Raw genomic sequence first — 18,375 nt, forward strand, 5'->3', positions numbered from 1 at the left:
CCCTGTGAACGCAACGTCCCGCAGACTCATGGCAGTCGCAGCCGCCACCGCGCTCGCGGCCCCGCTTCTGCTGTCCGCATCCTCCGCCTCCGCCCACAACAGGCCCGACCCGGCGAAGGACGCGGCGAAGCTTTCCAAGAAGCTCGTCAAGGAGGCGTCCGGCAAGGACGCGTACAAGCACCTGAAGAAGTTCCAGGACATCGCCGACTCCGCCGACGGCCACCGCGCCGCGGGCTCGCTCGGCCACGACGCCTCCGCCGCGTACGTCTACAGCCTCCTTAAGAAGGCCGGTTACGACGTCTCGTACGACAGCTTCGAGTTCACGTACATCGAGACGCGGGCCGAGACGCTGAAGGTCACCGCGCCGACGCCGCGCGACTCCGAGATCACGGCCATGTCGTACACGAAGTCGACGCCCGTGGGAGGTATCGAGGCCGACCTCGCCGTCGTGCCGGTCGACGCCACCACCGGCTGCGAGGCCACCGACTACGCCGCCGGAGCCTTCACCGGCAAGATCGCGCTCATCCAGCGCGGCGGCTGCGACTTCGCCACGAAGCAGCAGACGGCGGCCGCCGCGGGCGCGGTCGCCGCGATCGTCTCGAACAACACCGAGGGCGCCCTCAGCGGCACCCTGGGCGACCCGGCCGCGGCCAGGATCCCGACCGGCGGTGTGACGCAGGCCGAGGGCGCGAAGCTCGCCGCCGAGGCCGCGGCGGGCCCCGTCACGGTCGCCCTGGACATCCGTCAGCTCCAGGAGAAGCGCACCACCCGCAACGTCATCGCCGAGACCAAGGGCGGCAACGCGGCCAACACGGTGATGCTCGGCTCCCACCTGGACTCCGTCACCGAGGGCGCGGGCATCAACGACAACGCGTCCGGCTCCGCCGGTCTGCTGGAAGTCGCCCTGGATCTCGCCAAGTCCCGCGAGAAGACCGCCAACAAGGTGCGCTTCGCCTGGTGGTCTGCGGAGGAGCTGGGGCTGCTCGGCGCCGAGGACTACGTCAAGGGCCTCAGCCCCGAGCAGGCCGAACAGATCAAGCTCTACCTGAACTTCGACATGATCGCCTCGCCGAACTTCGGCCAGTTCGTCTACGACGGCGACGACTCGGACGCCGTCGGCGAGGGCCCGGGGCCGGAGGGCTCGGCGCAGTTGGAGAAGGGCATCACCGACTTCCTCGACAGCAAGGACTACCCGCACGAGGGCACCGACTTCACCGGCCGCTCCGACTACGGGCCGTTCATCGAGGTCGGCATCCCCTCCGGGGGAACCTTCACCGGCGCCGAGGGCATCAAGACCGAGGCGCAGGCGGCGAAGTTCGGCGGCGAGGCCGGAGTCGCGTACGACCCCTGCTACCACGCGGCCTGCGACGACCTGGACAACATCAACAAGGAGGCGTTCGACGTCAACATCGACGTCATCGCCAACGCCGTGGGCCAGTACGCCCACGACCTGAGCCCGCTCACCGCGAAGGCCAAGACGCAGTCCACGGCCAAGACGGAGCGCACCACGGGTGGCGACACCGGCGTCGGCGCGTCGAACGCCCACGACCACGAGCACGGGCAGGAGACCAGGGCCTGACACCCGGTCGGTCCGAGTCACCCACAGCCTGACAGCCACTCACGGCGGGTATTCACGGCGGGCGTCGAGGGAGCGGGTTCCCTCGACGCCCGCCGTTCGCGCTCGGGCCTCCTCAGGAGGCGATATGGGCGGCGACGTCACCGGACGGGGCGGTTCCACTCATACGTCTCTCCTACTTTGACCCGTATGGATCCCTTTGCGCCACCGCGCCATGGCTGCGCCCGGAGGCGCTCGCCCGGTAGGCTTTCCGTGTGATCTTCAAGCGCATCGGAAATGGGCGACCGTACCCCGACCATGGCCGGGAAAGTACCCGGCAGTGGGCGGATGTCGCGCCGCGCCCGGTCCGCCTCGACCAGCTCGTCACCACGAAGGGGCAACTGGATCTGGAGACGCTGCTCGCCGAGGACTCGACCTTCTACGGAGACCTCTTCGCGCATGTCGTCAAATGGCAGGGCGACCTGTACCTGGAGGACGGCCTCCACCGCGCGGTCCGCGCGGCACTCCAGCAGCGGCAGGTACTGCACGCCCGCGTGCTCGAACTGGACCTGGGCTGAACCGACCGGCCGCCGGCCGTCGACCCATCGGTGAGCCTGACTGACCGACCGGCCAGTGGGCCGACCAACAGGCTGACGGGGACTCAACCGACTCGGGACTGAGCCTTTCGGGGTCTTTCCGGCCTCCAGAGGCCCGACCTGTTGATCATTTAGTAGGAATCACTACCGGCGCGCACTACGCTGCGGCCATGAGCATGCTCACCCCCCCTGGCATGGGCGGCAAATATCGCATTACGGGTGCCAAGTACCCCCGCATGCGTCGCCCCCGGAACCGCCGCAGGATCGTGCTCGCGGCCATCGCCACAGTCGTCGCCCTCGGCCTCGCCGGCTGGGGGACCGTACAGCTCATCGACGTGTTCACGGCGGACGACGGATCGGAGAAGAAAACGACGACAGCGTCGGGCCGCGAGCCCGACTGCAAACCGTCCCCGTCCGCGGCACCCGTCAAGACGCTGCCGAAGCCGGCCCAGATCACGGTCAACATCTACAACGCGACGCCGCGCGCCGGACTCGCCAAGACCACCGCCGACGAGCTCAAGAAGCGCGGCTTCGTCATCGGCAAGGTGGGCAACGCACCGGCGGCGTTCGACAAGAAGATCCCCGGCACCGGGATACTGCTCGGCGCCCCGGCCGCGGCCGACAGCTCCTTCACGGTGCTCGGCGCCCAGTTGAAGGGCGCGAAGCCCCAGCACGACGAGCGGAAGACCAGGGACGTCGACCTGCTGCTCGGCACGGCCTTCAAGAGCCTGAGCGTGCAGAAGGACGCCGAGCGGGCCCTGGCCATCCTGACCAGGCCCGCACCCGGCGGCGCCTGCGACCACAAGGGCTAGGGGGAAGTCTTCGCCTCAGGCCCTGCCCCGTCCTGGGTCCTGCCTTGCCCGACAGGACCTAGTCGACCGTTCCGTACATACGGTCACCCGCGTCGCCCAGCCCCGGCACGATGTACCCGCGTTCGTTGAGCCGCTCGTCGACCGCCGCCGTGACGACCGTCACCGGCGTGCCCGCCAGCTCGCGCTCCATCACCTCGACGCCCTCGGGCGCCGCGAGCAGCACCACGGCCGTCACGTCGTCGGCGCCGCGCTTGATGAGCTCACGGATCGCCGCGACCAGCGTGCCGCCGGTGGCCAGCATCGGGTCCAGGACGTACACCTGGCGGCCCGAGAGGTCCTCGGGCATCCGGGTCGCGTACGTCGACGCCTGAAGCGTCTCCTCGTTACGGATCATCCCGAGGAAACCGACCTCGGCGGTCGGGAGCAGCCGCACCATGCCGTCGAGCATGCCGAGACCGGCCCGGAGGATCGGCACCACGAGCGGCCGCGGGTAGGAGAGCTTCACACCCGTGGTCGGCGTCACCGGAGTCTCGATGTCGACCTGCTCGGTGCGCACGTCCCTGGTGGCCTCGTACGCGAGCAGGGTGACCAGCTCGTCGGCGAGGCGTCGGAAGGTAGGGGAGTCGGTGCGCTTGTCGCGCAGAGTGGTGAGTTTGTGCGCGACCAACGGGTGGTCGACGACGTGAATCCGCATGGCTCCACAGTAACCGTGGCCCGGCCGACGGCCCCCGCGGGCATCAATCCCCTGCTCGCAGGGAAGGTGGATGGACACGCGCACAGGGGACACAGCCAACCAAGTCGTGGGGTGGTGAGGCGGCGATGCCGGACCGGCAGCGGCGTAATCCGCGGGAGCGGGGCGGCGGGGACGGGGCGGTCGACGCAGGGCCGGACGGCTCGCGGCCGAGCTCGCGCCCGTACGCGGACGCCACGCCCGCCCCGGGGTCCGAACCCACGCCTGATCCCATAGCCGACCCGCCACCTGTTCCCACGGCCGATGTCGACTCCGACGAGAGCGGCGCGGCCCGCCGGCGCAGGCGTGCGCAGTTCCTGAGGGAGTTGAACGAGGCCAAGGCCCTGCGCGAGCGGGTGAAACCTCGCCAGGCCCGCGCGGCCCGGATGCGCCAGCAGATGCGGATGCGGACCTTCCGCTGGTAGTCGCACGCCGGTCACCCGGCGGCCCTCCGGCCGTCGTGGGACGGCCACTTGGGCACCCGCGGGCGCCCGCCCCACCGGCCTGTCACCCCCCGGCCCAGGCATACGTCCGGACCGGTCCAAAAAAATGCCTGCACGACGCAACGGCGGAAGACCTCTCGCAATCGCCCGCTTTCTGCCACGATTCCGAGTAGTGGGCGGGGCAGAGCGCAGCGCACCGCCGAATCGTCACCTCTGACCAGTGGGAGAGTCACGGTGTACTTCGCCGCACTGCTCGCGCGCACCGAAGACGGATGGCAAGCGAGCGACACAGAGCTCGACGACGTGGAGACCTTGTCGGATCTGACCGACCTGGCCCGCGAAGCCTCGGTGGACGAGGACACGGTGCTCGTCTTCATCGAGCAGGAGGACGCCTGGTTCGGCGTGCTCCGCGTGGAGGGCGAGGAGGATCCTCGCATCTACGTCTCCGACGCGGCCATGGCCGCACGCTCCTCGTACGGGGAGATCCTCACGGACGAATTGCTCGGCGGGGACGATGACGACCTCGACGACGCCTTGGACACGCTGGACCTCGACGGTACCGAGGACGGCGAGACTGAAGAGCAGGAGGACACGGACGACACGGACGACAGCACCGGCCCCGCTGTCGCGGCCGGACCGGGAGCGGTTCCCGCTGGACCGGCGGGCGACCGCGGGATCCTCGCGGACCTGGGCCTGTCGGAAGCGGAGTTGCTGGCGCTGGAGACCGACGCCATGTCCGAGATCGCGGACGCGCTCGGCGCCTCCGAGGTGCTGGAGACCGCACGCTAGTGACCGAGCACGACCCGGTGGGCGAACCGGCGAGCGAACCGGCGGCCGACCCGGTGCGTGAGCCGTGGCGGGCGCCGATGCGCCTCGCCCTGGAACAGGCCGCGCGCGCGGCTCCGGCCGGCGATGTGCCGGTCGGTGCCGTTGTGCTGTCCCCGGACGGCTCGGTGCTCTCCGTCGGCCACAACGAACGCGAGATGACGGGCGACCCCACCGCGCACGCGGAGGTCCTGGCCATCCGCAGGGCGGCGGCGGAGCTCGGCGCCTGGCGGCTGACCGGCTGCACGCTCGTGGTGACGCTGGAGCCGTGCACGATGTGCGCGGGCGCGCTCGTGCAGTCGCGGGTGGCGCGGGTCGTGTACGGGGCGCTCGACGAGAAGGCGGGCGCGGCGGGCTCGCTCTGGGACGTCGTACGGGACCGGCGTCTCAACCACCGCCCTGAAGTGATCCACGGGGTGCTCGCCGACGAGTGCTCACAGCTGCTGACGGACTTCTTCCGGGACCGCCGCGTTATCGATTTCTGAGCAAGGGCCACCTTGGGCTAAGCTCTCTCTCGGTAGCGTGTCCGAGCGGCCGAAGGAGCTCGCCTCGAAAGCGAGTGTGGCGTAACCCGTCACCGTGGGTTCAAATCCCACCGCTACCGCTTGTACGACGAAGGGGCGGACCTCATGAGGTCCGCCCCTTCGCGTTGCCGGGGGCGGGGGCGCCGGGCCGGTGTGGCGGTTCAGCGCAGGTGGGCCATGACCTTCGCGAAGTCCGTCATGTGCTCCTCGCGTACCGAGAAGTAGCTCAGACCGTACGTCTCGCGGTAGCGGTGCAGCGTCTCGGTGAGCTGCGCCGGCGGGCCCGCGAGGACGTTGGGGAGGCGGCGGATCTGGTCCTCGGTCAGGTTCGGGGCCGTCCGGCGGATCGGGGTCAGGGCCTCGGCCGCGGCCGTCAGGACCACCGCCGACACGAACAGGTGCAGCTCCAGGGCGCCGAGGCGCGCGCCCGCCTCGGCGCGGACGTGGGCGACCCGGTCCGCGAGGACCTGCTGCGGGTCCGCCCCCGGCGGGGTCGTCAGTGCCATGACCGGGAAGCCGACGATGTCGGCCTCGCGGGCGGCCAGCCGCAGCACCCGGTCGCCGAGGCCGCCCAGCATCAGCCGTGGGGTGGGGTGCCGGTGGACCTTGGGCGGCCGGTCCGGGGTGGCGAACATGCGGTGCAGTTCGGCGACCGTGTGCGCCAGGTGGACGACGCGGTCCGCGGGAGGGGGGTACGGCAGCTCCGCCGTACGGAACTCGGCCTGTGCGTATCCGGCGCCGAGGCCGACCTCCAGCCGTCCGTCGGTGAGCTGATCGGTGTCCGCGATGTCCCTGGCCAGCAGTGCGGGCCGGTAGAAGCCGGCGTTGAGGACAAGGGTGCCGAGCCGCAGGGTGGTGGTCGCGTCGGCGGCGGAGACCAGGGCGGGGAAGGGGGCCGGTGTGCCCAGATGATCGGGGACCTGGAGTACGTCGTAACCGAGGTCCTCGGCCTGTCGGGCCCTGGCCTGCCAGGCGGAGCGCGATCCGATGGCCGGCATGCTGACGCCGAACCGGAAGGGTCGGGTGGGCATGGGCTTCCTCCCGATGAGTGCGATGTACCAGAAAGCGTACTTCGAACGCCTTTGCCCGTGATGCGCGCAGCGGCCGCGGCGGCCTCCGTGCGATCAGGGCCCGGCCTCTTCATGAAGAGGCCGGGCCCTGAGGTGTCACGTGTCGCGCTGTCCGACTACGGGAAGTTGACCACGTTCGACGGGATCGTCGACGTACCCGACGTCGGCGATCCAATGCTGTTGATCACGTGGTTGTACTGGCCCATGCCGCCGAGCGAGACGACCAGGATGTTGTGGAACTTCACCCCTGGCTTCACCGGCGCCTGGAAGCCGTGCTCCTGACGGATGTTCGGGTCGGAGGTGTAGTTGCAGTAGCTGCCCATCGCCCAGCCCTCATGGGTGACGACCGAGTCGTCCACCTTGTAGCCGGCGTAGCCCTGGATGCTCCCGTTCTGGATGGCGGCCTGGTTCGGGGCGTCGTACGCCTTCTCGTTCTGGAAGAAGATCGTCCGGCCACGCTCCCCGCTCCACCGCACGTCGTACTTGTTGAAGTGTTCGACGAACAGGCCGGTCGCGAGCACGTCGTCGCCGTTCACCTGGAGGCCGTAGTCGGCGCGGTTGGTCTCCCAGCCGACGCCCTCACCGTGGTCGGCCCGCCAGATCCAGGTGTGGTCGATGATCGTGTCGTCGCTGTTGACGACCATGCTGGTGGTGGCCTTGCCGGGGCCCGCGCCGCCGATGCGGATGAAGACGTCCTGGACGGTCGTCGGGTTGGCGGAGTGGTCGGCCGACGCGTTCTGCGGGCCGACCTCCAGCAGGGTCGGGGAGTTGACCGGTCCGGCGTCGATCAGGAAGCCGGCCAGCTTCACGCCGTCGACGTCGGCGACCTTCATCGCCGTCACCCCGTTGTCCGGGATGATCGTGGCGTAACCGAGGCCGAGGACCACCGTGTTCGCCCGGTTGACGTTGATCGACTGGTCGACGTGGTAGATGCCCGGAGTGAAGAGCAGGTGCAGACCCTGGGCGAGTGCCGCGTTGATCGTGGCCGCCGTGGCGCCCGGCTTGACCACGTAGAACTGGTCGAGCGGCAGGGACTCGCCCTGCGGGGTGCCGTTCCAGGAGACGCCGCGCGCGTTGGTGCGCTTGGCCGGGACGAAGACCTTGTACGTGTTGCCGTCCAGGTAGAGGAACGGCTTCTCGCGGGAGGTCGGGGTGTTGTTCAGCGTCGTGTACGGCGGGTTCGGGAAGGACTGCGCGGGCGCGCCCTCGACCCCGGAGAACGCCATGTTCCAGACGCCGTTGCCCCAGCCGCCGATGGCGCTGTCGCGGGTGTACCACTGCTGCTGGGAGTAGGGCGTGATGGTGCCGTCGACCTTGCTGTCGGCGATGTAGCCGCCGCTGGCCCAGCCGTATCCGTTCGGCGCGAGGTTCAGTCCGCCCTTGACGTGCATACGGCGGAACGGCGCCGCCTGCGCGACCGCCCAGCGGTTGCTGCCGCTGACCGGGTTGAGCGCGAGGTTCTCGGCCGAGCGCCAGAAGTTCTGCGTGGCGTTGCCGTTGAACCAGCCGGCGTCGACGGTCACGTCACCGTTGATGTTCGTGTCGTCGGGCTTCAGGCCGAGACCGGAGATCGAGGTGTAGAAGCCGAGTTGGGCGTTGAGGTTGTTGTACGTGCCCGGCTTGAACAGCAGTTGGTAGCGGCCGGTGCCGAACTGGGCCGACTCCTGCTGCTGGAAGATCTGGTCGAGCGTGCCCTGGATGTTGGGCGTCGAGGGGTCGAAGACCTTGACGTTGGGACCGAGGTCGCCGCCGCCCTGGATCGGACCGCCGGGACCGCCGCTCTCGCCGTAGACCTGGAACTCCCAGAGTGAGTAGCCGTACTGGGTGGCGCGGGTGGTGCCCGTCAGCCGTACGTAGCGGGCGTCGCCGGAGATGTTCAGCGTCTCGTTGCCACCGGGGCCGGTGGTGGTGGAGTACGCGCTGGTCCAGGTGGTGCCGTTCGTGGAGAGCTCGATCTTGTACGCCTTGGCGTACGCGGTCTCCCAGCGCAGCACGACCTGGTTGACCGCGACCGTGGAGCCGAGGTCGATCCGGATCCACTGCGGGTCGGCGGCGGCGCTCGACCAGCGGGTGCCGTTGTCGCCGTCGACGGCGGCAGTGGCGGGAGTGCCGCCGTTCTCCGTACTGGAGACCGTCACCGGCTTGCCCTGGGAGAGCAGGGTCGGTGCGGCGCTCGCGGCGGTGGTGCCGGGGATGAGCATCAGCAGGGAGGCGACCAGGGTGGCGGCGACGGACGCGGCGATGCCGCGGCGGCGCACCGACGCGGGTCTCCTGAACACCGGTACAACGGACAGCGGAGCGTGCATGGGCAGGTCTCCTGAAGTCTCGGACGACGAGGGGGAGTTCGGGACGCACACGGAGAGATCGGGCAGAACCCGGAGAGCGCTCTCTCGTTACGGCAGATGGTTCTCCCGTGTTTCGTACACGTCAAGAGTTGTGCACGAACCGGCCTTCGCCGACCGCCCTTCGATCAACAACTGACCGACCTGGCGGGGCATTTGCTCCGGTTCGCGATATGTCTTGCGGAGTGTCCGTTCAGATCCTGACGGTGCGAGCCGGGCACATGTCCCGCACAGCGCCCCGATCGGGCGGCGGGGACCGGACGTCGATGCGGTGTGGCCAGAAGCGGTCACGCAGGTGATCGAAATCGTTCTCCGAAGCGGCCCATTCGTACGGTTAGACTCACGCGATCGCACTGGGGACGGCAGGGAAGGCAGCGCTGATGGTGCAAACGAAGAAGCTCGTGCTCTATCTGGTCATTGTCTTCGTGCTTTATACGATCATCACTTCACCCGAACGGTCCGCCGATCTTGTCCAGGTGGGGTTCGAGGGCATAGCCAGCGCGGCCGAGGGCGTCGGCGAGTTCATGACCGAGCTCGTACAGTAGCCACGGCGGGCACGGCCTAAGGCGCCGTAACCGCGCCAACCGCCGGGCGGCCCGCGCCGCTCACCTTCCAGCCCGCCGCACCCCCGGGAGACCGCCTTGATCCGCCACCTGGTCCTCTTCAAGCTCAACGAGGGTGTCTCCCGCGACGAGCAGCGGGTGGTCGCCGGCGCGCGCGCCTTCGCCGAGCTCGGCGGCAAGATCCCGGAGCTGGAGCACTGGGAGTGCGGATGGAACATCAGCGAACGGCCGATCGCCTATGACTTCGCCATCAACTCGGCGGTCGCGGACGCGGACGCGCTCACCCGTTATCTGGAGCACCCCGACCATCAGGCGGGCGTCGGACAGTGGCGAGAATTCGCCACCTGGGTGATCGCCGACTACGAGTTCTGATCGATTCCGACCGGTTTTCGAGCCCCTGGCTCCACTGACGCTCCCCTGCGGCTCTCCCGTCGCCCTCCCGGCCCCACGCCTCATCGGTGTGGGGCTTTTCGAGCGTGAGCAGCGCATTCCTCGTCAACACGGAGTTTTCTGGTGCTTGCACACAGTGGGCATGTCTTGTGATGCTATGACCGCTTTTGACGGATGAGTTGACCGTAGTTGACCGCAAAGGGGTGGCGTGACCGTGCCGGCCAGTACAACGCCTCAAATGCCGCCCCAGAGCGAACCCCGAGCCGCGCCCCAGGCAGAGCCCCAGGCCGAAACCAGGTCCGAGAACGGGGCCGAGAACGGGGCCGAGACCCCTCTCGCCGAGCCCCCGAGCCCCAACGGGCCCCCCAGCCTCGTCGAGACCCCGAGCGAGACCGATCCACGACCGTCGACGTCACAGACACGGGGCGCCGACACCAGGGCGCTGACACAGCTCCTCTTCTCGCAGATCAAGGATCTGGAACGCGGCACCCCGGAGCACACCCGGGTCCGCAGCGCGCTCATCGAGGCGAATCTGCCGCTCGTGCGGTACGCCGCCGCCCGCTTCCGCAGCCGTAACGAGCCGATGGAGGACGTCGTCCAGGTCGGCACGATCGGTCTGATCAACGCGATCGACCGGTTCGACCCGGACCGCGGCGTACAGTTCCCGACCTTCGCGATGCCCACCGTCGTCGGCGAGATCAAACGCTACTTCCGCGACAACGTGCGCACCGTCCACGTACCGCGCCGGCTGCACGAGCTGTGGGTCCAGGTCACCGGCGCCACGGAGGATCTGACGACGGCTCACGGCCGCTCGCCCAGCACCGCCGAGATCGCCGAGCGGCTGAAGATCTCCGAGGAGGAGGTCCTCGCCTGCATCGAGGCGGGCCGGTCGTACCACGCGACGTCACTGGAGGCCGCCCAGGAGGGCGACGGACTGCCCGGCCTGCTCGACCGGCTCGGCTACGAGGACCCGGCGCTGGCCGGTGTCGAGCACCGCGATCTGGTCCGGCATCTGCTCGTACAACTGCCGGAGCGGGAACAGCGGATCCTGATGCTGCGCTACTACAACAACCTGACGCAGTCACAGATCAGCCAGGAACTCGGCGTCTCCCAGATGCATGTGTCAAGGCTCCTGGCGCGGAGCTTCGCGCGTTTGCGATCCGCAAACAGGATCGAGGCGTAGCTCTTCCGGGTAGTAACCCCGCAGCGCCCCCACCGGCAGCAAATTCGCATACCCCCATATTCCGGTGCAGATATGTCGACTTGGCGCTACAGCGTGTTGACGACATGTGACATTCTGCTGGAACCGCGTTTGCCGCAGCCCCACCGCCGGTATTCAGGTGGAGGCTGCGTTCCTTCGACGGGAGCGGCCACCGCGACCGTCAGCGACCTCAAGGGGGTGGCATGTCCGTAGAACAGGGCAGCTCGAAGGTGCTCACGCTCAACAAGAGCGAGCAGGCACCGGATGCGCCGGATGCGCCGGATGCTCTCGACCGTGCGGCCGAACCGCGCGTGTCCCAGCCGGAAGCCATCGACACCCGCACTCTGTCCCGCTCCCTCTTCCTGCGGCTCGCCGTGCTCGCCCAGGACAGCCCGGAGCGCACCTACGTACGTGACACCCTCATCGAGCTGAACCTGCCACTGGTGCGTTACGCGGCGGCCCGGTTCCGCAGCCGCAACGAGCCGATGGAGGACATCGTCCAGGTCGGCACGATCGGCCTGATCAAGGCGATCGACCGGTTCGACTGCGAACGGGGCGTGGAATTCCCGACGTTCGCGATGCCGACCGTCGTCGGCGAGATCAAGCGCTTCTTCCGCGACACGTCGTGGTCCGTGCGCGTGCCGCGCCGGCTCCAGGAGCTGCGGCTGGCGCTCACGAAGGCCAGCGACGAGCTGGCGCAGAAGCTGGACCGCTCGCCGACCGTCCCCGAACTCGCCCTGGTACTGGGTGTGTCGGAGGAGGACGTGGTCGACGGCCTCGCGGTCGGAAACGCGTACACGGCCTCCTCGCTGGATTCCCCGTCCCCCGAGGACGACGGAGGCGAGGGCTCGCTCGCGGACCGTCTGGGGTACGAGGACACGGCCCTGGAGGGCGTGGAGTACCGGGAGTCGCTGAAGCCGCTGCTGGCCAAACTCCCGCCCCGTGAGCGGCAGATCATCATGCTGCGCTTCTTCGCGAACATGACGCAGTCCCAGATCGGCGAGGAGGTCGGCATCTCGCAGATGCATGTCTCACGCCTGCTGACCCGCACGCTCGCACAGCTGCGGGAAGGGCTGATCGCGGACTGATCGCGGGCGTCACCGCGAGCACGGCCCCGTCGCGGAGCACAGCCTCGGGTGGTCGTCGCAGCGGTGGCGCCCCGCATGGAGCGGAGCGCCACCGTATGAGTGGGACCTGCGGCCGGGTGGGACCGGTCCCGGAGTCTGTCCGTCCGTGGTCAGCCGAGCGCGAGCCAGGCGACCGCGGCCAGGATCGCGATCACGGCCACGACGCCGACGATCAGTCCGGTCTTCGATCCGCTCGGCTCCGGTGCCTGTCGACGCTGTGGCTCACCCTCGTCGACGAAGGCGCGGAACATCTGGGTGTTGCCCGCGGGGTCGGGATTTCCCTCGGGGCCCTGCGGGGCATGGGGGTTGTGTGCCATGTGCCAGGACCCTAGCGAACACCGTGACCCCGCCCAACCCCCGGGGCCGACCGAAGGCATGTCAGGGCCCGTGAAGATGCCTCTTCCCGAGCTTCTCCCGGTCCTCTCCCGCCCCCTGCGCACCATTGACCTCGCATATGCGAAGCCTTTTGGGTTCCTTTACCGCTGATGACCTCTTTTAGTTTGCCTTCAGCAACCAACCGCTTCTATGGTTGCCCAAAGCAACAACATAGGTGCAACAGGCACGCGGTGTCTTCTCGGAGGGGTCATGGCCGCCAAGAGTCAGTACGCGGAACTGGCCCGCCAGCTCAGTGCCATAGGCGCCGTGAAACGGGGACTCTCCCGCGTCCTGCCACCCGACTGTCCGGGCGGCTCGGCCGCCGTACTGACCCTGCTCGAGCGGCACGGCGAGATGCGGATGAGCCGCCTCGCCGAGCTGCTGGCCGTGGACATGTCCGTGACCAGCAGGCATGTGGCACACGCGGCCGAGCGCGGCTGGATGGAGCGCGCGCCCGACCTCGCCGACCGGCGGTCCCGCATCCTGCGGCTCACACCGGCCGGCCGCGAACTGCTCGACGAACTGGCGCGACGGACGACCGAGATCTTCGCCCGCACGCTGTCCGACTGGACCGACGACGAGGTCGGACAGCTGAACACCATGCTGGCGCGCCTGCGTGAGGACTTCGGCGACTGTCGGCCCGGCCGTTACGGTTCCGGCCCCGCGGTCGCACCCGTACCCTCACCCGCAGCACCCGTACCCACCCCCTCACCCGTACCTGAGGCCGCACCGCGAGAGACGCCCGCGCGGCGACAGAGTCAAGACGGTTAAGACAAAGGAATTCAATGGCTACGACCACCACACCAACGGGTGTACGGGGCGGCCACGCCAAGCACGGCGGCGGCTCCCCCGCCGCCGCACCCGGCACGCCGATGACACACCGTCAGATCATGGAGGCGCTTTCCGGTCTGCTGCTCGGCATGTTCGTGGCGATCCTCTCCTCGACGGTCGTCACCAACGCCCTGCCCGAGATCATCTCCGACCTCGGCGGCGGACAGAGCGCGTACACCTGGGTGGTGACCGCGTCGCTCCTGGCGATGACGGCCACCACTCCCCTGTGGGGCAAGCTCGCCGACCTGTTCAGCAAGAAGCTGCTGGTACAGATAGCCCTGACCCTCTACGTGGTCGCGTCGGCTGCGGCCGGACTGTCCCAGAGCGCGGGGATGCTGATCGTCTTCCGCGTCATCCAGGGCATCGGCGTCGGCGGTCTCACCGCGCTCGCCCAGATCATCATGGCCGCGATGATCGCCCCGCGTGAGCGCGGGCGCTACAGCGGCTACCTCGGCGCGACCTTCGCCGTCGCCACCGTCGGCGGCCCGCTCATCGGCGGTGTCATCACCGACACGTCGTGGCTCGGCTGGCGCTGGTGCTTCTACGTCGGCGTCCCCTTCGCCGTCGTCGCGCTGATCGTGCTTCAGAAGACCCTCAAGCTCCCGGTGGTCAAGCGCAAGGTCAAGATCGACTGGACCGGCGCGTTCCTCATCAGCGCGGCCGTCTCGCTGCTGCTGCTCTGGGTCACCTTCGCCGGTGACAAGTACGACTGGGTCTCCTGGCAGACGTACGCGATGCTCGCCGGCACGGTCGTGCTCGGCGCGCTCTTCCTCTTCACCGAGTCGCGGGCCGACGAGCCGATCATCCCGCTGCGCCTCTTCCGCAACCGCACGATCACCCTGGCCTCGCTGGCCTCGCTGTTCGTCGGCATCGCGATGTTCGCGGGCACGGTGTTCTTCAGCCAGTACTTCCAGCTCGCGCGCGACCAGTCGCCGACGATGTCCGGCGTGATGACCATCCCGATGATCGGCGGGCTCTTCCTCTCCTCGACGGTCTCGGGCCTGATCATCACCAAGACGGGGCGCTGGAAGGCGTGGCTGGTCAGCGGTGGTGTGCTGGTGACGGCCGGCCTCGGGCTGCTGGGCACCATCCGGTACGACACCGAGTACTGGCACATCGCGGTCTTCATGGCGATCATGGGCCTCGGCATCGGCATGATGATGCAGAACCTGGTCCTGTGCACGCAGAACCAGGTCTCCCCGGAGGACCTGGGCGCCGCGAGTTCCGTCGTCACCTTCTTCCGCTCCCTCGGCGGCGCGATCGGCGTCTCGGCGCTCGGCGCGGTGCTGGGTCACCGGGTCGCCTCGTACGTCAAGGACGGTCTCGCCGATCTCGGCCCGGAGGCCGCGGCGGCCGGTCACGCCGGTACGGGCGGCGGAGGCATCCCGAACCTGGACGCGCTGCCCGGACCGATGCGGACCGTCGTCGAGGCCGCGTACGGGCACGGCGTCGCCGACGTCTTCCTCTACTCGGCGCCGGCCGCGCTGCTCGCCTTCCTCATCACGCTGTTCATCAAGGAGGTCGCGCTGAAGACGCGCGCCGCCGGTGACGCGGAGGAGAGCCTGGAGAGCGCGCCGGTCGTTCCGGTGGAGTCGGTCGTACCGGTCGCCATCGGTGTCGGTGGCGGCGTCGATGTCGGTATGGAGACGCCGGTGGCCGTCGAGGCGAGCACCGGTACGGGCACGGGCTCGGTCACGGGAGCACCCGGCGGCGGCATCCCCATCCACGGCCTCGTACGCGGCGCCGAGGGCGGGGCCGTGCCACGGGCCGCGGTCACCCTCATCTCCCCGGCCGGGCGTCAGTTGGGCCGCGCGGTCGCCGCGGACGGCGGCGGCTACGAGGTGGACGCGCCGGAGCCCGGCTCGTACGTCCTCATCGCCTCGGCCGACGGTTTCCAGCCGCAGGCCGCGACGGTGGCCGTCGGCGCGGAGCCGCTGGCGTACGACATCCTGCTCGTCGGTACGAGCGGCCTCACCGGCTCCGTACGGAGCGAGGAGGGCGACCTGCCCGTCGAGGGCGCGATGGTCATCGTGACCGACGTACGCGGTGATGTGCTGGCGACCGGCAAGTCCGCCGAGCGGGGCGAGTTCGCCTTCGCTGAGCTGCTGCCGGGCTCGGTGACCGTCGCCGTCAACGCGAGCGGATTCAGGCCGCTGGCCCTGCCGGTGGAGATCGGCGCCCAGGGCGTGACCCGTGTCGAGGCCGTTCTGCGGTCGGGCGCGCTCGTCCAGGGCACGGTCCGGGCGGGAGCCGACCGGCGTCCGCTGCCGGACGCGCGTGTCACGCTGATCGACGCTGCCGGGAACGTCGTCGCCACGGCGACGACCGGGGACGACGGGGTGTACGGCTTCGCGGACCTGGACGCGGGCGAGTACACGGTCATAGCGACCGGTTACCCGCCGGTGGCCGGCGCCCTGACCGTCGCCGGGCACGGGGTAGACGGCCACGATGTCGAGCTCACGCACCCGGGCGAGTAACGCCCGTCGAAGCCCCCGGACGGGGCGCGCTCCCGAGCGGAGGCGCGCCCGCGTCCGGCGGAAGGGGCCCCGGTGCGGGGGTGGCAGCCTGGGGACGGCGTGCCACCACCGCGCCGGGGCCCGATTCTTGGCCGGACGAGCTTCACGAGAACTGCGACCGAGGAGATGTACGGGATGGGACTTCGCGCACAGGTACGGACACCGGACGGCTGGGCCGTCCAGAACGCCGCCGTGACCCTGACCGACCGGACCGGCGCGCAGGTGGTGCGCGCCGACGCGGACGCCGACGGGTTGGTGGCCTCCGACGTGAGACTGGCGCCGGGGCCGTACACCGTGATCGTGACGGCCGTCGGCTACGCGCCCGCCGCCGCCACCGCGTTCGTCACCTCCAGCGGTGTCGCCGACGCCGGGACGGTCGTCCTGATCCGGCAGGGCAATGTCGAACTGCCGCCGCCCGGTGTGTGGCACCTGGACCCCGCGCACTGCTCCGTGGCCACGGTCGCGCAGCACCTCGGGATCTCCAGCGTGCGGGGCCGTTTCACCGACTTCGGCGGCCGGATCGCGATCGCGGCGGTGCCGGAGCACTCCCGCGTCGACGCGGTCATCGAGGCGGCGAGCATCGACACCGGCAACGGGGTGCGGGACAAGCACCTCAGGTCGCCGGACTTCCTGGACGCGGAGCGGTACCCGGAGATCACGTACCACAGCACGGGGGTCAGCCAGGCCGGTCCGGACCGCTGGACGGTACGGGGCGAACTGTCGCTGCACGGAGTCGTTCGGAAGGTGGCGCTGGACATGTCGTACCTCGGGACCGGGGCCGACCCGTGGGGCGGTGAGCGGGCGGCCTTCCGCGCGACGACGGAGCTTCGGCGGAGCGACTTCGCCATGAACTACAACCAGGTGGTGCAGACGGGGATGTCCATGATCGGCACGACGCTGCGGGTGGAACTCGACATCCAGGCGGTGCGGGAGGTCGGTCCGGCGGACACGGTCGCGTCGTAGGGTGCGAGGCATGGCACCCAACATCGCGACCAACACCACCGTGGCGCTCGACGAGTTGCTGGAGTTCGTCCGGCCGAGGCATCACGCGATCCTGCTGACCACCCGTTCGGACGGCCGTCCCCAGGGCTCGCCGCTGACCTGCGGCGTGGACGACTCGGGCCGGATCGTCGTCTCCACCTACCCGGAGCGGGCGAAGACGCGGAACGCGAAGCGTGATCCGCGCGCGAGCGTGATCGTCCTGTCGGACACCTGGGACGGGCCGTGGGTGCAGATCGACGGTACGGCTCAGGTGCTGGACGTCCCGGAGTCGGTGGAGCCGCTGGTCGAGTACTTCCGCAACATCTCGGGGGAGCACCCGGACTGGGACGAGTACCGCGAGGCGATGGTGCGGCAGGGCAAGTCGATCATCCGCATCACTCCGGAGCGCTGGAGCCCGATCGCGACGGGCGGGTTCCCGGCGAGGCTGGCTCCGCCGGAGTAGGGGTGCCGACGGCGGCCCGGGCCCTGTCCGGCGGATCTAGGGGCCTGTCCGGCGGACCTAGCCCCGCGCCCGCATCGCCTCGATGCCCGCGATGAGGAGTTCGAGCGCGAACGTGAAGTCCCGTTCGCGCATCTCCTCGACCGTGTCGCCGCCACGGGCCGCCATCATCTCCTCGGTCTGCTCGAACCGGCCCCGGTACTCCTGCTGTTCGCTCATCCGTCCCATCGCGTGCCGGTAGTACTGCTCCTGCGTCATACCCGCCTCGGCGCACCGCTGGACGAAGTGGCCCTCGATCGTGCCGAAGCCGTAGACGAACTGGAAGACGGAGGCCAGCGCGCCCGTCTGGCCGTGCGCGGGCAGTCCCGTACGGCGCATGACCCGCAGCACGGCGGCGGAGAACTCCATCGAGTGCGGACCGATGTTGAGGAACTTGCCGACGAGCGCCGAGACCCAGGGGTGGCGGACCAGGAGGGCGCGGTAGCTGCCGGCGATGGCGCGCAGGTCGTCGCGCCAGTCGGAGTCGGGGTCCGGCGCGTCGTCCGCCTCGTCCCCCGCCCCGTCCTCCGCTTCATGGTCCGCGACTCCGATCTCCGTGAAGACGGAGTCCAGGGCGAGTTCGAGGAGGTCGTCCTTGGTGTCCACGTACCAGTACAGGGACATGGCCGTCACGCCCAGCTCGGCGGCCAGTCGCCGCATGGAGAACTTCTCCGGCCCCTCCGCGTCGAGCAGCCGTACCGAGACCGAGATGATCCGGTCCCGGTCGAGTCCGGTGGGATGGTCGGAGCGTTCGCTCTTACGGCCGCGGGCAGCGGGCTTCCCTTCCAGCCAGACGCTCGTCCGCCGGGGCTGGTTGGCCTTGTCGGCTGCCGACTCCATGTTGAGCCTCCTCGGTTACTCGCCCCGTTCGTGCGGATCTGATGCTATGCCGCGGGCAACTTTGCCGGTCGGCCCGTTCGGCACGGCGCAGCAGCAGCGCGGCGAAGGCGTGCGGAGACTCCTCTACGGTGTACGGGGCCTGTCGGCCCCGCACA

Annotated in this window: 19 protein-coding genes and 1 tRNA gene; 15 read left to right on the top strand and 5 right to left on the bottom strand. The window is 69.5% G+C overall.

Annotation, left to right across the window (positions count from 1 at the left end):
• Nucleotides 1–28 precede the first annotated feature (28 nt).
• The 3 genes from ACFWHU_RS13160 to ACFWHU_RS13170 all read left to right on the top strand — a co-directional run bounded on the left by ACFWHU_RS13160 (nt 29) and on the right by ACFWHU_RS13170 (nt 2,963).
• Nucleotides 29–1,579, top strand: coding sequence for a M28 family metallopeptidase (locus tag ACFWHU_RS13160; RefSeq protein ID WP_385796750.1), 1,551 nt, complete (start codon nt 29–31; stop codon nt 1,577–1,579).
• Nucleotides 1,580–1,830: 251 nt separating this feature from the next.
• On the top strand, nt 1,831–2,133 hold the full coding sequence (locus ACFWHU_RS13165; RefSeq protein WP_023540426.1) for a type II toxin-antitoxin system VapB family antitoxin: 303 nt from the start codon (nt 1,831–1,833) through the stop codon (nt 2,131–2,133).
• Nucleotides 2,134–2,321: 188 nt separating this feature from the next.
• A complete protein-coding gene (locus tag ACFWHU_RS13170; RefSeq protein ID WP_385796748.1) occupies nt 2,322–2,963 on the top strand; it encodes a LytR C-terminal domain-containing protein in 642 nt (213 codons plus the stop codon).
• Between the two features lie 58 nt (nt 2,964–3,021).
• On the opposite strand, the gene upp is transcribed toward ACFWHU_RS13170, so the two are convergent.
• Nucleotides 3,022–3,657 (bottom strand): uracil phosphoribosyltransferase, encoded by a 636-nt coding sequence (upp, locus tag ACFWHU_RS13175; protein ID WP_385796745.1) that lies wholly within the window; start codon nt 3,655–3,657, stop codon nt 3,022–3,024.
• 269 nt (nt 3,658–3,926) lie between these two features.
• Here upp and ACFWHU_RS13180 point away from each other — a divergent pair, with 269 nt between their 5' ends.
• The 4 genes from ACFWHU_RS13180 (at nt 3,927) to ACFWHU_RS13195 (ending at nt 5,565) form a co-directional block, all read left to right on the top strand.
• Entirely contained in the window at nt 3,927–4,118 is a 192-nt protein-coding gene (locus tag ACFWHU_RS13180) for a hypothetical protein (RefSeq protein ID WP_385797031.1), read from the top strand.
• Nucleotides 4,119–4,370: 252 nt separating this feature from the next.
• Entirely contained in the window at nt 4,371–4,925 is a 555-nt protein-coding gene (locus tag ACFWHU_RS13185) for a hypothetical protein (protein WP_385796742.1), read from the top strand.
• 77 nt (nt 4,926–5,002) lie between these two features.
• Complete coding sequence (tadA, locus tag ACFWHU_RS13190; protein ID WP_385797029.1) at nt 5,003–5,446, top strand: tRNA adenosine(34) deaminase TadA; 444 nt, start codon at nt 5,003–5,005, stop codon at nt 5,444–5,446.
• A 31-nt stretch (nt 5,447–5,477) separates the two neighbouring features.
• A tRNA-Ser gene (locus tag ACFWHU_RS13195) sits at nt 5,478–5,565 on the top strand.
• Between the two features lie 81 nt (nt 5,566–5,646).
• Here ACFWHU_RS13195 and ACFWHU_RS13200 read toward each other — a convergent pair.
• Nucleotides 5,647–6,516, bottom strand: coding sequence for a TIGR03621 family F420-dependent LLM class oxidoreductase (locus tag ACFWHU_RS13200; protein WP_387224927.1), 870 nt, complete (start codon nt 6,514–6,516; stop codon nt 5,647–5,649).
• 155 nt (nt 6,517–6,671) lie between these two features.
• Nucleotides 6,672–8,756 (bottom strand): discoidin domain-containing protein, encoded by a 2,085-nt coding sequence (locus tag ACFWHU_RS13205; RefSeq protein ID WP_387225140.1) that lies wholly within the window; start codon nt 8,754–8,756, stop codon nt 6,672–6,674.
• Between the two features lie 521 nt (nt 8,757–9,277).
• Between ACFWHU_RS13205 and ACFWHU_RS13210 the strand changes: the two genes are divergently transcribed.
• The 4 genes from ACFWHU_RS13210 to ACFWHU_RS13225 all read left to right on the top strand — a co-directional run bounded on the left by ACFWHU_RS13210 (nt 9,278) and on the right by ACFWHU_RS13225 (nt 12,139).
• Nucleotides 9,278–9,442 carry a hypothetical protein gene (locus ACFWHU_RS13210; protein ID WP_187280354.1) on the top strand — a complete coding sequence of 55 codons (165 nt, stop codon included), beginning with the start codon at nt 9,278–9,280 and terminating at the stop codon, nt 9,440–9,442.
• A 96-nt stretch (nt 9,443–9,538) separates the two neighbouring features.
• Entirely contained in the window at nt 9,539–9,832 is a 294-nt protein-coding gene (locus tag ACFWHU_RS13215) for a Dabb family protein (protein WP_387224928.1), read from the top strand.
• A 256-nt stretch (nt 9,833–10,088) separates the two neighbouring features.
• Entirely contained in the window at nt 10,089–11,033 is a 945-nt protein-coding gene (locus tag ACFWHU_RS13220) for a SigB/SigF/SigG family RNA polymerase sigma factor (RefSeq protein ID WP_387224929.1), read from the top strand.
• Between the two features lie 221 nt (nt 11,034–11,254).
• A complete protein-coding gene (locus ACFWHU_RS13225) occupies nt 11,255–12,139 on the top strand; it encodes an RNA polymerase sigma factor SigF (RefSeq protein ID WP_385796732.1) in 885 nt (294 codons plus the stop codon).
• Between the two features lie 149 nt (nt 12,140–12,288).
• Here the strand turns inward: ACFWHU_RS13225 and ACFWHU_RS13230 are convergent, their stop codons facing one another.
• Nucleotides 12,289–12,495 (bottom strand): hypothetical protein, encoded by a 207-nt coding sequence (locus ACFWHU_RS13230; protein WP_385796730.1) that lies wholly within the window; start codon nt 12,493–12,495, stop codon nt 12,289–12,291.
• 268 nt (nt 12,496–12,763) lie between these two features.
• Between ACFWHU_RS13230 and ACFWHU_RS13235 the strand changes: the two genes are divergently transcribed.
• The 4 genes from ACFWHU_RS13235 to ACFWHU_RS13250 all read left to right on the top strand — a co-directional run bounded on the left by ACFWHU_RS13235 (nt 12,764) and on the right by ACFWHU_RS13250 (nt 17,344).
• Nucleotides 12,764–13,324 carry a MarR family winged helix-turn-helix transcriptional regulator gene (locus ACFWHU_RS13235; RefSeq protein WP_387224930.1) on the top strand — a complete coding sequence of 187 codons (561 nt, stop codon included), beginning with the start codon at nt 12,764–12,766 and terminating at the stop codon, nt 13,322–13,324.
• A gap of 14 nt (nt 13,325–13,338) precedes the next feature.
• Nucleotides 13,339–15,861: an MFS transporter gene (locus ACFWHU_RS13240; RefSeq protein ID WP_387224931.1), complete on the top strand. Its 2,523-nt coding sequence runs from the start codon at nt 13,339–13,341 to the stop codon at nt 15,859–15,861.
• Nucleotides 15,862–16,035: 174 nt separating this feature from the next.
• Nucleotides 16,036–16,863 carry a YceI family protein gene (locus ACFWHU_RS13245; protein ID WP_385796725.1) on the top strand — a complete coding sequence of 276 codons (828 nt, stop codon included), beginning with the start codon at nt 16,036–16,038 and terminating at the stop codon, nt 16,861–16,863.
• Between the two features lie 10 nt (nt 16,864–16,873).
• The gene (locus tag ACFWHU_RS13250; RefSeq protein ID WP_385796722.1) at nt 16,874–17,344 is read left to right on the top strand and encodes a PPOX class F420-dependent oxidoreductase; all 471 of its coding nucleotides are present in this window, start codon (nt 16,874–16,876) and stop codon (nt 17,342–17,344) included.
• 57 nt (nt 17,345–17,401) lie between these two features.
• Here ACFWHU_RS13250 and ACFWHU_RS13255 read toward each other — a convergent pair whose 3' ends face one another.
• Nucleotides 17,402–18,220: a TetR/AcrR family transcriptional regulator gene (locus tag ACFWHU_RS13255; protein ID WP_385796720.1), complete on the bottom strand. Its 819-nt coding sequence runs from the start codon at nt 18,218–18,220 to the stop codon at nt 17,402–17,404.
• Nucleotides 18,221–18,375: the final 155 nt, after the last annotated feature.

The sequence above is a fragment of the Streptomyces sp. NPDC060366 genome, assembly GCF_042725135.1.
GTDB lineage: Bacteria > Actinomycetota > Actinomycetes > Streptomycetales > Streptomycetaceae > Streptomyces.

Excerpts from the sequence above, each read along its gene's own strand:
- ACFWHU_RS13160 (WP_385796750.1), top strand. The coding sequence starts at position 29 with ATGGCAGTCGCAGCCGCCACCGCGCTCGCGGCCCCGCTTCTGCTGTCC.
- ACFWHU_RS13170 (WP_385796748.1), top strand. The coding sequence starts at position 2,322 with ATGAGCATGCTCACCCCCCCTGGCATGGGCGGCAAATATCGCATTACG.
- upp (WP_385796745.1), bottom strand. The coding sequence starts at position 3,657 with ATGCGGATTCACGTCGTCGACCACCCGTTGGTCGCGCACAAACTCACC.
- tadA (WP_385797029.1), top strand. The coding sequence starts at position 5,003 with ATGCGCCTCGCCCTGGAACAGGCCGCGCGCGCGGCTCCGGCCGGCGAT.
- ACFWHU_RS13200 (WP_387224927.1), bottom strand. The coding sequence starts at position 6,516 with ATGCCCACCCGACCCTTCCGGTTCGGCGTCAGCATGCCGGCCATCGGA.
- ACFWHU_RS13205 (WP_387225140.1), bottom strand. The coding sequence starts at position 8,756 with ATGCTCATCCCCGGCACCACCGCCGCGAGCGCCGCACCGACCCTGCTC.
- ACFWHU_RS13210 (WP_187280354.1), top strand. The coding sequence starts at position 9,278 with ATGGTGCAAACGAAGAAGCTCGTGCTCTATCTGGTCATTGTCTTCGTG.
- ACFWHU_RS13220 (WP_387224929.1), top strand. The coding sequence starts at position 10,089 with ATGCCGCCCCAGAGCGAACCCCGAGCCGCGCCCCAGGCAGAGCCCCAG.
- ACFWHU_RS13225 (WP_385796732.1), top strand. The coding sequence starts at position 11,255 with ATGTCCGTAGAACAGGGCAGCTCGAAGGTGCTCACGCTCAACAAGAGC.
- ACFWHU_RS13230 (WP_385796730.1), bottom strand. The coding sequence starts at position 12,495 with ATGGCACACAACCCCCATGCCCCGCAGGGCCCCGAGGGAAATCCCGAC.
- ACFWHU_RS13235 (WP_387224930.1), top strand. The coding sequence starts at position 12,764 with ATGGCCGCCAAGAGTCAGTACGCGGAACTGGCCCGCCAGCTCAGTGCC.
- ACFWHU_RS13240 (WP_387224931.1), top strand. The coding sequence starts at position 13,339 with ATGGCTACGACCACCACACCAACGGGTGTACGGGGCGGCCACGCCAAG.
- ACFWHU_RS13245 (WP_385796725.1), top strand. The coding sequence starts at position 16,036 with ATGGGACTTCGCGCACAGGTACGGACACCGGACGGCTGGGCCGTCCAG.
- ACFWHU_RS13250 (WP_385796722.1), top strand. The coding sequence starts at position 16,874 with ATGGCACCCAACATCGCGACCAACACCACCGTGGCGCTCGACGAGTTG.
- ACFWHU_RS13255 (WP_385796720.1), bottom strand. The coding sequence starts at position 18,220 with ATGGAGTCGGCAGCCGACAAGGCCAACCAGCCCCGGCGGACGAGCGTC.